Genomic DNA, 12,066 nt, shown 5'->3' on the forward strand with positions numbered 1-12,066 from the left:
TCATCCAAGGTTTCCCACGATTTCAATCACCTCGCTCTGACCACCCTGTTTGGCGGATGCCGTCTAAGCTCTGAAGGTCGGTTTTACCCTGGTTCACGGAGGATTAAATATGCTGCTGTTGTGGATACTGGTTCTGATTGTCGGGATAGCCTGGTTAGCCCATCGTCGCACCGCCCCCCTGCCCGCCCTGTGCGTTGTTGCGGTCTACATCGTCGCGATGGGCGCTTTCAGCCGTGCGCCCGGTTGGCTGCTGCTGGTGTTCTGGGTGTTGATTGCAGCCGTTGCGGCGCCACTGTTGCTGCCCGACCTGCGTCGCAAGTTCTTCAGCGCGCCGCTGTTCAGCTGGTTCCAGAAAACCCTGCCGCCGATGTCGCAAACCGAGCGCGACGCCATCGACGCCGGCACCGTATGGTGGGACGGCGAACTGTTCAGCGGCCGTCCGGACTGGGACAAATTGCTGTCCTATCCAAAAGCCCAACTGACTGAAGAAGAACAGGCTTTCATTGACGGCCCGACCGAGGAGCTCTGCGCCATGGTCACCGATTGGCAGATCGGGCAAGACATGGACCTGCCCGCTGAAGCCTGGACGCACATCAAGGACAATGGCTTTTTCGCGCTGATCATTCCCAAGGAATTTGGCGGCAAGGGCTTCTCCGCCTACGCCCACTCACAGGTCGCGATGAAACTGGCGACCCGCAGCGGCGACCTTGCGTCGACCGTAATGGTCCCCAATTCCCTCGGTCCGGCCGAACTGCTGTTGCATTACGGTACCGATGAACAACGCAACCATTACCTGCCTCGCTTGGCCCGCGGTGACGACATTCCGTGCTTCGCGCTGACCGGTCCGCTGGCAGGTTCCGATGCCGGCGCAATGCCCGACACCGGGGTGATCTGCAAAGGGGAATGGGAAGGCAAGGAAACCCTCGGTCTGCGCCTGAACTGGGAAAAGCGTTACATCACCCTCGGCCCGGTGGCGACCCTGCTCGGCCTCGCCTTCAAGGCCTATGACCCGGAACACTTGCTGGGTGACAAGGAAGACCTGGGCATCAGCCTGGCGCTGATTCCGACCGACACCGCCGGAGTTGAAATCGGCCGCCGACACCTGCCGCTGGGGGCTGCCTTCATGAACGGCCCGAACTCCGGCAAGGACGTGTTCGTGCCGCTCGATTTCCTCATCGGCGGCCAGGAAATGCTCGGCAAAGGCTGGATGATGCTGATGAATTGCCTGTCGGTCGGGCGTTCGATTTCGTTACCGGCAGTCGGCACCGGGGCGGCCAAATTCACCAGCCTGGTGACGGGGCAGTACGCTCAGGTTCGCGAGCAATTCAACGTTCCATTGTCGGCGTTCGAAGGGATTCAGGAAGCCATGGCGCGCATCGGTGGCAACGCCTGGATGATGGACGCGGCGCGCATGCTGACCGCCAACGCGGTGGACCTGGGCGAGAAACCGTCGGTGCTCTCGGCCATTCTCAAGTATCACCTTACCGAACGCGGTCGCGAGTGCATCAGCCACGCGATGGACGTTCACGGCGGTAAAGCCATCATCATGGGGCCGAACAACTACCTAGGTCGCAGCTGGAACGGCGCGCCGATTTTCATCACCGTGGAAGGCGCGAACATTCTCTCGCGCAACCTGATGATCTTCGGCCAGGGTGCCATTCGCTGCCATCCGTTCGTGCTCAAGGAAATGGCCCTCGCCGGTCGCGAAGACAAAGACCAGGCGCTCACCGAGTTCGATGGCCTGCTGCTCAAGCACATCGGTTTTGCCGTGAGCAACGCCGCCAGCACGCTGGTGCTGAACCTTGGTTTCGGGCACTTCGAACATACGCCGGGCAACAAGCTCAGCCAAGGCTACTTCCGCGCGCTCAACCGTCAGGCCGCAGCATTCGCCATGCTCGCGGACCTGAGCATGATGCTGCTGGGCGGCGAACTGAAACGCCGCGAACGCCTGTCGGCACGCCTCGGGGATGTACTCAGCAACCTGTACCTCGCCTCTGCCGCGCTCAAGCGGTACCACGATCTCGATTCACCCGAGCACATGGCGCCGCTGTTTACCTGGGCCATGGAGGAAAGTCTTGGCCAGTCGGAACGTGCACTGGATGAGCTGCTGACCAACTTCCCGAACAAGGTGCTGGGTTGCCTGTTAAGGGTGATCGTCTTCCCGTTCGGCCGTCGACATAAAGGGCCATCGGACAGACTCGGCGCCGAAGTGGCTGCCGTGATTGGTCGCGCCAAGGGCGACCCGACGCTCGAAGAGTTGCTGGGCGGTTGCTACCGCCCGCAATCGGCCGAAGATGCCGTCGGTGCTTTGCAGCACGCCTGCAACCTGTTGAACGCTGCGCAGCCGCTGCAGAAAAAACTGCACATTGCGCTCAAGAGTGGACAAGTCAAACCGGCTGCGGGGGAACACGTCATCGATGCCGCGCTGGAAGCCGGTGTCTTGCAGGCAGCGGAAGCACAGACCCTGCAGGCCGCCGAGGCGGCGCGGCGCAAGGTGATTGATGTCGATGATTTCGACAAAGAGGAACTGGCGCTCGCACCCGGAAAGGTCCGCTGATCCAGTGCCCCCATGCAAAACGGGCGCAGGGGCTTTATACTCCCGCGCCCGTTTTGCTCTTGAGGACTTATCTCGTGTCCAACGTCGTTGCCGACCATCTTGTCTTGCTTGACCACTTGCGCAGCATCCTGGTCGCCGTGGGTGAGGCCGAACAGGTTCCCGAAGAAAGCCATGCCTTGTTCCTGGAGCGCTTCGATGAATTGCGTGCGTTGCTGCCGGTCGATCCGATCGAAAGCCAATACCTGGGCCAGGACATTCTCTGCCAGGTGATCACCCGCTACCCGCAGATTGCCCACCTGGTCCCACGCGACCTGCTGTGGTACTTCGCCGGCGACTGCTTGCACTACATGCCCGACGATGAAATCGATCTGTATCAAGCGCTGGAAGAACGTCGCTTTGAAGCTGAACAGAACGACGAACCGTTTGACTGGAACCAGGAAAAGCAGTTGCTGGCGATGTCGAACGACGACAGCAAGCACTGATTTCCGATCAGATGTACAAAAGGCCCGCATGGTTGAACATGCGGGCCTTTTTTTACGTTCAGAACAAGCCGTCGCTCTCTGGCAGTTCATACTCCGATGAGGACCAAACTGGCCCCTCCGACTTAAGCGGATGACCCAACGTCGGCTCCTTCTCCAGACACGCCACCAGATAATCAATCAACACTCGTAGTTTGGGAGGCATATACCGGGTTGGCGAATGCAGCAACCAGGCACCTCCGTGGTAGGACGCCAGAAACGTCCAGTCCGGAAGTACCTGCACCATCAGCCCTTTCTCCAAGGCATGACGCGCAGTGAAATAGGGCAAGCTGCCTATGCCGATATGCTGCAACACCGCGCCAAAACGTACGCCAGTATGATTTGCGGCATAACGCCCGCGCACACCGACAGTCACCGATTTGCTGCCCTTCTTGAATTTCCAGCGCGCATCGCTCGGGGTTTCACCCAAGTAAATGCAACTGTGATTGAGCAAGTCATGAGGGTGAGTCGGCGTGCCATGTTCGGCCAGGTACTGCGGTGTCGCGCAGAGCAAATGGTCGATGGTGAGCAACTGTCGTCCCACCAGCCCTGCAGGCGGCCGGTCGGTGATGCGAATCGCCAGGTCGACGTTGTCGTCGATCAAATCGACCTGACGGTCCTCAAGCAACAGTTCCACGTCCACTTTGGGATAACGGCGCAAAAACGCCGGCATATGCGGGTGAATCACGATCCGGCCCACTGCTTTCGGAACGCTGATACGCACCAGCCCCTCCGGTTCGTCGGTGAACTGCCCACTGATTTCCATCACCGACTTAGCTGCGCTGACCATTTCCTGGCAACGCTTGAACACTTCTTCGCCACCGTCGCTCAAGCGCAATTTGCGCGTGGTTCGTTGCAACAAACGCGTGGCCAGCGCTTTCTCCAGACGCGAAATGCTGCGACTGACCGCCGACGGTGAAGAACCCAGCTGGCGGGCCGCTTCGGAAAAGCTGCCGGTCTCGACAACCTTGACGAAAATCGCCATCTCACCAAGCAGTGGCAGCGGAAGATTTATGCTCACAGCGCAACAGTCCTTTGATGTTTGAACGGATTATCACGCAATTCCACGCTTCATATAATAAAAACAGAAACTTTAATAAGGGCATGGAATATGACGCTTCGCCTCTTTTTCCATAGTGATGACCTCAAAGCCAACGTGGAAGTCCTGAATTGCACGCCCCACGAAAACGAATTTGCGGTGGTGCTGCGCGCCACGCTTTTCCACCCACAAGGTGGCGGACAGCCTTTTGACACAGGCTCGATTGGCGACAGTCAGGTACTGCGGGTCATTCAGGATCCTGAGCGGATCATTCATTTCGTCGACCAACCGGTAAAACCGGGCATGATCCAGATTCGCGTGGACGGTGAGCGGCGTCAGTTCAATACGCGCATGCATTCGGCCGGGCATCTGATCGGCCACTTCGTCCAGGCCAAAGGCTGGATGCCGATCAAGGCCCATCACTGGCCGGGTGAAGGTCGGGTGCAATTCAAAGCGCTGGAAAGCGCACAGGACGTCGATGCCCAAAACCTGCAACTCGGCATCGAACGGTGGATTGCCGAGGATTTTCCGCGCCTGACGTCACTGCGCGAAGGCGCCCGGGAAATTGGCTTCGGTGCACTGCCCGCCTACGGCTGCGGCGGCACCCATGTACGTAGCCTGAAGGAATTGGGCACGGTCACGATCGCCTCCCTTGCATTGAAGAAGGGAACGCTGTCAGTCCACTACACCGTGGATTGAGCATTTGGGCGATGGCGGCACCGTCGTCGCCTGACGCCGGGGGAGCCTGCGCTCGCGGGTTCTGTTGACTATCTGATAGATGGACCTAAGACATGATGCTTGACGTCGAGCGTCTCGATGAGACGTGCATAAAAAAACTGGCAAATGAAGAAGTCCTCGCCATCCGCGTCAAAGGCCTGTTGCCCCAGCCGTTGGCGATTCAGATTGGCGACAAAATCCTCGGCCCCGGTTTCGAAGGCTATATCAATGCGCCGAGCATCGGCCGCATCGGCATGGCGTTTTATGAAGCGGAAAACCAGCCGCTGCTGATCGAGGACTACTTCGAGCGCGCCACCCGCAACATCGCGGAGTTGCGCAATCGATGCGCGCCCTACTCGTCCCCAGTCGACACCCTGCGCTGCATGCTCGACGAATCCTGGCCGGCAGGCGCGCACCTGGAAAACCTCTACGGTCGCAAGATGTATGTCGGCCTGTCCCGGGTGGTGAAACCGGGGGTGTGCTTCCTTGCCCACCACGACATTTTTGCCAAGGACGCCCCGGACAGTTACCAGGCCAGAAGCCTGGAAGCGCAGTTCGCCTGCAACGTTTACCTGAACATGCCGAGCGAGGGCGGCGCGCTGCAGATGTGGGACGACGACATTTCACCGGACCAGTTCGACGAGATGCGCGGCGACAGCTACGGCATCGACCCGGCCCTGCTCGGCCCTCCGACCTTGGAGATACGTCCCGAGCCTGGCGATTTCATCATGTTCAATTCGCGCTGCATGCACTCGGTGACACCGGGCGTGGCAGATCCGCGATTGAGCCTTTCGTTCTTTGTCGGCTACCGCGGCAACGCTTCACCTCTTACCTTTTGGAGTTGAGATGCTTTCGAATTACCTGGGCGAGTTTCTGGCGCTGGCAACCCTTCACTTTCTGGCCGTGGTCGCACCCGGGCCGGACTTTGCCGTGACCATCCGCCAGAGCGTGCGTTTCGGCCGGTTGGTGGGCATCTGCACGGCGCTGGGCATCGGCGCGGGGATTTCCGTGCACGTGCTTTACACCCTGCTCGGGGTCGGCGCACTGATGCATGCCACGCCGTGGCTGTTGACCGTGGCCAAGGTCGTGGGCGGTGCCTACATTTTTTACCTCGGGGTCAGCCTGCTGCGCAGCAAACCCAAGTCGACGCTTGAAGGCGATAACGTTGCGGACGAGCCCATCGTCGAACAATCGCTGTTGAAGGCTTTCACTACCGGGTTTCTGACCAACGCGACCAACCCAAAGGCGACGCTGTTTTTCCTGGCGATTTTCACCACCCTCATCAGCACCACGACACCGCTGAACATCCAGGCGCTGTATGGGGTCTGGATGTGTTTTGTGAATGCGTTGTGGTTTGTGATCGTCGCACTGTTCTTTTCCAGCGCTCGGGTGCGCGTGCTGTTTATGCGCATGGGGCATTGGTTTGAACGGACGATGGGGGTCATTCTGATCCTGTTTGCCGGGCGCCTGATTCTGTCGATGTAAAACCCGCACCCGCGCAAAAGGCCCGACGAGTCTGACTCGCGGGCCTTTTTCATATCTGCGTCGCTTTTGCGTTTCTGTGCGACAGATCCCGCGTCAGGGGCTCCCCTTTCGCGACTTCGTGGTGTTAGGTTGGAAATGTTTATGACCAATCGATCAGACACTTCCCACAAACCGCCTGCAAAGGAATGCCCCTAGCAATGGACTTTTCACTCAAGCACCTGGCCGCATCGACTCTGATTCTGGCCAGTCTTTCGTCGTTCTCCGTCGTCGCGCAAACCAATATCACCCCGCAACAGAGCGCGACCATTCTCAAGAATTTCAGCGACGCCTCAGCCACGGATTTCAGGCAGTTCCTGGCAGGTGTGGCCAAAAGCAACCTGGCCAAAACCGCCGACCTCGGCCCGGCCATCAGTGCTTTCCAGGACAACAAGACGCTTAGCCCCGAACAGCAGAACGAGATCCATCGGCTGCTTGGCCTCTATGCACGGGCGAAATACGGCGCGGCGGCCACCGAGACCTTGCGTGAACTGGTAGCGATCCCGACCTTCCAGGTGGAAGGCGTTGCTCAGCACGACAACCCTGAATTCATCAAGATTGCCGACAAGATCAAAAGCCTTGCCCAGTCCTTCAACCTGAACTTTCGCAACATCGACAACCGCGTTTATGAAATCTCACTCGAGGGCAGCGGCGATGAAGTGGTGGGCATTCATGCGCACGCCGACGTGGTGCCGGTGACGCCGGAGAACTGGGTCTTGAAAGACGGCACCCGACTGGATCCGTTCAAGGTCACGCTGATCGGCGACCGCATGTATGGCCGCGGCACCGAGGACGACAAGAACGGTATCGTCGTGGCCTTGTACGCCATGAAGGTGATCAAGGAAGATAAGCTGCCGCTGGCGAGGAACTTCAAGCTGTTGATCGACACCACCGAAGAAACCACCGGCGACGCCATCCCCTACTACTTCGAACACAACCCGACGCCCAACTACAACCTGGCGCTGGACGGCGGCTACCCGGTGGTTATCGCCGAAAAAGGCTACGGCACCGTGATGGCCAACTTTGCCCGGCGTAGCGGCGAAGGCCAGGGCGCAGAAATCACCTCGATGACCGGCGGCCTGGCCACCAACCAGATTCCGTCAGCTTCGGTCGCCACATTAGTGACTGACAAGCCTGCCGAACTGGCCGCCAGCCTGCAAAAGGCCGGTAGTGAGTATGCCAAGCGCAATGGCGGCAATTTCGAGGTGAGCGCCAAGGTCGTCGACAAAGACGTCAAGCTCACCGTGACTGGCGTTTCCGCACACTCCTCCGAGCCCGAGTCTGGCGTCAACCCGGTCGCCAGGATGCTGGACTTTATCAACAGCCTCGACGGAAAAGTCGCGCTCAAGCACAACCACATCACCGACGCCGCCCGCTACGCCGCCGACAACTGGGGGCTGGATTACCTGGGCGGGAAATTGGGTATCGGTTTTGCAGATGACTTCATGGGGCCGTTGACCACATCCCCGACCTTTGTCGGAATGGATGACAAAACCTTCAAACTGGCGGTCAACCTGCGCGTGCCGAAGGGCAAGTCCCCGGAAGCGCTCAAGGCCGACATTGCAGAAAAGATTGGTGCCTGGAGCAAGAAGACCCAGGTAGCGGCAACCTTTGACTACTCGATCGCCGAGCCGATGTACCGCAATCCTGAGGGTGAGTGGGTCAAGGCTTTGCTGGCCGTGGCCAGCGAAAACCTGGGCATGGAACACAAGTACGGCACCTCTGCCGGCGCGACGTCGGTGCATGAACTGCCTAATGGCGTGCAATTCGGTCTGGCGCGACCTGAAGTGAAGTACACCGGCCACACGGATAACGAGTTCAAGACGGTCGACCAGTTCCTGCTGGACCTGCAGATCGTGACCGAAATGATGGGGCGGATCGGGCAGTTGCCGAAGCTCTGATCGCTTGCAGGATCCGCCATGCAGCGGGCCCAAACAAAAAAGGACCAAAGGTCCTTTTTTGTTGCGCCATAAAAAACGCACAAACAAAAACGCCGCTCATTACTGAGCGGCGTTTTTGTTAAATATGGAGCGGGAAACGAGACTCGAACTCGCGACCCCGACCTTGGCAAGGTCGTGCTCTACCAACTGAGCTATTCCCGCAAATGGCGTCCCCTAGGGGACTCGAACCCCTGTTACCGCCGTGAAAGGGCGGTGTCCTAGGCCACTAGACGAAGGGGACACGCTAACTGAAACACATGGTGTGTATTTCAGTGCCCAAATCCGCATCCGAAGATGTCGGTTCTGGTTTCACTCAACGTCGCCCGAAAGCAACGCTGCTTAAAAATGGAGCGGGAAACGAGACTCGAACTCGCGACCCCGACCTTGGCAAGGTCGTGCTCTACCAACTGAGCTATTCCCGCATTGGCGTCCCCTAGGGGACTCGAACCCCTGTTACCGCCGTGAAAGGGCGGTGTCCTAGGCCACTAGACGAAGGGGACACACGTACAACATTCACTTCCTACCGCATTTCGCTGTGTGCTTTACGCTGTAAGTGGCGCGCATTCTATGGATGGATTGAGGGGTCGTCAACCCCCAGATATAAATTTATTTAAATCAATGACTTCGCCCTGCTTTCAGACGCGTTTCGGGCTTTTCCGCGGACTGGCGCCCAACGCCTATATTCCGGCCTCCTTCAAGACGTTATAGTCCACGCCAACAAGATGATGGCAATCTGGATCATCTTCGCCACCATTTATATAAGCAGAACAACGGCCGATACATTTATGGCCATCGCTGATTCAAGTCGTCGAGCGGTCTATGCGCCCCAATGGCAAGCCACTACACTCGAACGCAAACCCTATAAAGAGGTCTTACCGGTGACACCACTCATGATCACCCTGCTAGTTGTAGCCGGGATCGCACTATTGATCGCCATTGGCTACATGAACCATGTGGTGGAAAACAACAAGCTGGAAAAGGCCCGCACCAAGGTTGAGCTCAACGACCGCTTGCGTCGCTGCGGCGAGATTACCGAGACCTTTCCCGGCCAGTTGATGACACCGGCGCTCAAGCTGCTGTTGACCCGCCTGGAGCTCAACGTCTGCCAGCGCCTGCTCAACCTGGAAAAGACCAGCGCCAACCTCAGGGCGCGGATCATCGAACTGGAGGCCCTTGCCGCCCAGGGCGAATCGATCCCGGTCAACAACCCGCCGGCACCGATCCAGACCGAAGCCAAGGCCAAGGACGTACGTTTCCTGCTGGAAGCCCTGCATGGCCAGATCACCCGTGCTGCCCAGGACGGTTTCCTCCCGACCAACGAAGCCAAGCGCTGGATCCGCGAAGTCCGCCATATCCTGGTGCTGCTGCACATCGAATTCTTCAACAACCTTGGCCAGCATTGCTTGCAGCAGAACCAGCCGGGCCAGGCGCGTCTGGCGTTCGAACGCGGCGTTCAGTACCTGCGCAAACAACAGGATCCGCAAGTCTACGCCGAGCAATTGGAGTACCTGGAGAAGCTTCTGGCGCGCGCCAACGCCATGGTGATGGACAACATCGCTGCGGTGGAGAGCGAGGCAAACCAGTTGAACGTGGGCCTTAAACAAGTCGACGCTGATGCAGACTGGAAAAAGAGAGTGATCTACGACTGATTTGCGAGAATAGAAAAGCCACCTGCGAAGGTGGCTTTTTTTTGGGTTGAGTCGGGTGGGCTCTTCAGAGCCGGAAGTGCCCCACCATCCCTTTCAGCTCAAGCCCGAGCTGTGCCAGCTCAATGCTGGACGCTGCGTTGCCCTGCATCGCCAGCGACGACTGATCCGCACTCGCGCGAATGCTCGTGACGCTGCGATTGATTTCCTCGGCCACCGAACTCTGTTGTTCGGCTGCCGCGGCAATCTGCTGGTTCATCTGCTGAATCAACGACACCGCCGCCGCAATACTCCCCAGTGCACTCTCGGTCTGCAACGCATCGCTGACCGCCAGTTTCACCAGTTCGCCGCTGTTCTGAATCTGCTGTACCGACGACTGAGCGGCCGAGCGCAAGGCACTGACCAGTCGTTCGATTTCCTCGGTCGATTGCTGGGTACGCTTGGCCAGCGCCCGGACTTCATCGGCTACCACGGCAAAGCCCCTGCCCTGCTCGCCTGCCCGCGCGGCTTCGATCGCCGCGTTGAGCGCCAACAGGTTGGTCTGCTCGGCAACACTTTTGATCACGCTGAGCACTGTGCCGATGTTCTGGATCTCTGCGCTCAGGCTTTCGATGCTGGAACTGGCCGAAGTCGCCGAATCCGCCAGTTGCTCGATGCGTGCCATGCTCTGGCGCACCACTTGCTGACCGCTTTCAACCTTGCCGTCCGCCGTCTGTGCGGCCTGGGCGGCTTCCTCGGCGTTACGCGCCACGTCGTGCACTGTCGCGGTCATCTGGTTCATCGCCGTGGCGACCTGTTCGGTTTCTTCTTTCTGGCTGCTGACTTCCAGGTTGGTCTGCTCGGTCACCGCCGACAGAGAATGCGCTGAACTGGCCAATTGCTCGATACCGGCCTGCAAGCCACTGACGATATTGCTGAGACCGGCGCCCATCTGTTGCATCGCCTGCATCAACTGACCGATCTCGTCACGGCGCGTCACTTCAACCGTCGCACTCAAATCACCCGCGGCAATCTGCTGGGCAACCAGGATCACACTTCGCAGCGGTGCCACGATCAACCGGGTAATCACCCACGCTGCCACCAGCCCGACCAGCAACGCCAGGGCTGAGGAGCCGATGATCAGCAACGAGTTCTTTTTCAACTCAGCCTGCATCGACTGGTCTTCGGCGACATAGGCCTGATCCACCCGTTCGACCACTTGCGCGGCGCGCTGATGCAGCTGTTCGTAGACGGTTCTCTCCTGAGCCAACAGACCGGTGTACTCCGTCAGTTTTTCGCTGAAACTGCCGATATGGCCGCTCACTTCATTCAGAACCGTCTGATAGCCCTCATCCTTGACTGTGGTTTTCAACTGTTCGGCCTGGGTCAACGCCTGTTCCGCCTGTTCGATCTTGCCCTGGCCTGCGCTGTCGTCACCTTTGCGGCTCTGGTCCAGACGCACGCGCGCCTCGTTCATGGCCTGCAACATCAACCGCGAGACCTGACTGACCTGGCTGGCCTGCTCGAGGAATTGCCCACCGTCCTTACCCTCGGATTGCTTCATGGTGTAGGCGCCGTCATCGGCCAGGCCGGCCTGCAGCACATCAAGGTTGTTGGCCACGCTGGACACCGACCAACTGGCCATTTCCAACGCCAGGTCCTTGGCCTGACTCAGCGAGACAAACTCATCGAACGCCTTGCGATAGGCACCCAGCGACTGCTCGACGTCATTCATCACCGGCACGTTCGCCGCCGAGGCCGCCTTGAGCTGAGTCGCCAGAGCGATCAGGCCATCAACGCCCTCGTGCAGGGCGTCAGCGGTTTTCGGGTTGCCGTGCAAGGCGTACTCCTGCTCAAGCAGACGCACCTTGAGCAAGCCGCTGTTGAGCAACGACATCTGCTTGAGCCCGTCGAAGCGATGACTGATGGTTTGCAGGGACCATACGCCGATGGCTGCCACCAGTGCGGTCAGCAGCAGCACCAGGACAAACCCGACACCCATTTTTTTTGCCATACCGAGGTTGGCAAAACGTCCTTGCACGGCCGAAATCATTGCGCTTAGTCCCCTGACATAGTCTGTTGACGCAGATTCGCAACGGGCCTGTGCCAGCACAAGTCTCTGGCGTCGGAATAATGGCAAAAAGCTACG

At 58.8% G+C, this 12,066-nt stretch carries 9 protein-coding genes, 4 tRNA genes and 1 pseudogene; 7 read left to right on the forward strand and 7 right to left on the reverse strand.

Annotation, left to right across the window (positions count from 1 at the left end; all coding sequences use genetic code 11):
• The first annotated feature begins 109 nt into the window (after positions 1 to 109).
• Both NL116_RS22785 and NL116_RS22790 read left to right on the forward strand, forming a co-directional pair.
• Entirely contained in the window at positions 110 to 2,557 is a 2,448-nt protein-coding gene (locus NL116_RS22785; RefSeq protein ID WP_494374141.1) for an acyl-CoA dehydrogenase, read from the forward strand.
• 74 nt (positions 2,558 to 2,631) lie between these two features.
• Positions 2,632 to 3,039 carry a PA2817 family protein gene (locus NL116_RS22790; protein ID WP_027924016.1) on the forward strand — a complete coding sequence of 136 codons (408 nt, stop codon included), beginning with the start codon at positions 2,632 to 2,634 and terminating at the stop codon, positions 3,037 to 3,039.
• A gap of 58 nt (positions 3,040 to 3,097) precedes the next feature.
• Here the strand turns inward: NL116_RS22790 and NL116_RS22795 are convergent, their stop codons facing one another.
• Positions 3,098 to 4,096, reverse strand: coding sequence for a LysR family transcriptional regulator (locus NL116_RS22795; protein ID WP_494374142.1), 999 nt, complete (start codon positions 4,094 to 4,096; stop codon positions 3,098 to 3,100).
• A 90-nt stretch (positions 4,097 to 4,186) separates the two neighbouring features.
• Between NL116_RS22795 and NL116_RS22800 the strand changes: the two genes are divergently transcribed.
• The 4 genes from NL116_RS22800 to NL116_RS22815 all read left to right on the forward strand — a co-directional run bounded on the left by NL116_RS22800 (position 4,187) and on the right by NL116_RS22815 (position 8,253).
• Positions 4,187 to 4,813 (forward strand): alanyl-tRNA editing protein, encoded by a 627-nt coding sequence (locus NL116_RS22800; RefSeq protein ID WP_494374143.1) that lies wholly within the window; start codon positions 4,187 to 4,189, stop codon positions 4,811 to 4,813.
• Between the two features lie 92 nt (positions 4,814 to 4,905).
• On the forward strand, positions 4,906 to 5,676 hold the full coding sequence (locus NL116_RS22805; RefSeq protein ID WP_494374144.1) for a 2OG-Fe(II) oxygenase: 771 nt from the start codon (positions 4,906 to 4,908) through the stop codon (positions 5,674 to 5,676).
• Between the two features lies 1 nt (position 5,677).
• On the forward strand, positions 5,678 to 6,316 hold the full coding sequence (locus NL116_RS22810) for a LysE family translocator (protein WP_494374145.1): 639 nt from the start codon (positions 5,678 to 5,680) through the stop codon (positions 6,314 to 6,316).
• Positions 6,317 to 6,513: 197 nt separating this feature from the next.
• Positions 6,514 to 8,253, forward strand: coding sequence for a dipeptidase (locus NL116_RS22815; protein ID WP_494374146.1), 1,740 nt, complete (start codon positions 6,514 to 6,516; stop codon positions 8,251 to 8,253).
• A gap of 125 nt (positions 8,254 to 8,378) precedes the next feature.
• On the opposite strand, the gene NL116_RS22820 is transcribed toward NL116_RS22815, so the two are convergent.
• The 4 genes from NL116_RS22820 to NL116_RS22835 all read right to left on the reverse strand — a co-directional run bounded on the left by NL116_RS22820 (position 8,379) and on the right by NL116_RS22835 (position 8,792).
• A tRNA-Gly gene (locus tag NL116_RS22820) sits at positions 8,379 to 8,454 on the reverse strand.
• A 3-nt stretch (positions 8,455 to 8,457) separates the two neighbouring features.
• Positions 8,458 to 8,533 (reverse strand) — tRNA-Glu (locus tag NL116_RS22825).
• Between the two features lie 105 nt (positions 8,534 to 8,638).
• Positions 8,639 to 8,714: transfer RNA gene (locus tag NL116_RS22830), tRNA-Gly, on the reverse strand.
• Positions 8,715 to 8,716: 2 nt separating this feature from the next.
• A tRNA-Glu gene (locus NL116_RS22835) sits at positions 8,717 to 8,792 on the reverse strand.
• 378 nt (positions 8,793 to 9,170) lie between these two features.
• Between NL116_RS22835 and NL116_RS22840 the strand changes: the two genes are divergently transcribed.
• Positions 9,171 to 9,941: a hypothetical protein gene (locus tag NL116_RS22840; RefSeq protein ID WP_494374147.1), complete on the forward strand. Its 771-nt coding sequence runs from the start codon at positions 9,171 to 9,173 to the stop codon at positions 9,939 to 9,941.
• Positions 9,942 to 10,005: 64 nt separating this feature from the next.
• Here the strand turns inward: NL116_RS22840 and NL116_RS22845 are convergent, their stop codons facing one another.
• On the reverse strand, positions 10,006 to 10,887 hold the full coding sequence (locus tag NL116_RS22845; RefSeq protein ID WP_494378116.1) for a methyl-accepting chemotaxis protein: 882 nt from the start codon (positions 10,885 to 10,887) through the stop codon (positions 10,006 to 10,008).
• 27 nt (positions 10,888 to 10,914) lie between these two features.
• Positions 10,915 to 11,970, reverse strand: a pseudogene (locus NL116_RS22850) (methyl-accepting chemotaxis protein); the annotation flags it as partial.
• Between the last annotated feature and the right edge of the window lie 96 nt (positions 11,971 to 12,066).

It is taken from the genome of Pseudomonas sp. FBCC-B1667 (assembly GCF_059133255.1).

Excerpts from the sequence above, each read along its gene's own strand:
- NL116_RS22805 (WP_494374144.1), top strand. The coding sequence starts at position 4,906 with ATGATGCTTGACGTCGAGCGTCTCGATGAGACGTGCATAAAAAAACTG.
- NL116_RS22815 (WP_494374146.1), top strand. The coding sequence starts at position 6,514 with ATGGACTTTTCACTCAAGCACCTGGCCGCATCGACTCTGATTCTGGCC.
- NL116_RS22800 (WP_494374143.1), top strand. The coding sequence starts at position 4,187 with ATGACGCTTCGCCTCTTTTTCCATAGTGATGACCTCAAAGCCAACGTG.
- NL116_RS22785 (WP_494374141.1), top strand. The coding sequence starts at position 110 with ATGCTGCTGTTGTGGATACTGGTTCTGATTGTCGGGATAGCCTGGTTA.
- NL116_RS22845 (WP_494378116.1), bottom strand. The coding sequence starts at position 10,887 with ATGCAGGCGATGCAACAGATGGGCGCCGGTCTCAGCAATATCGTCAGT.
- NL116_RS22810 (WP_494374145.1), top strand. The coding sequence starts at position 5,678 with ATGCTTTCGAATTACCTGGGCGAGTTTCTGGCGCTGGCAACCCTTCAC.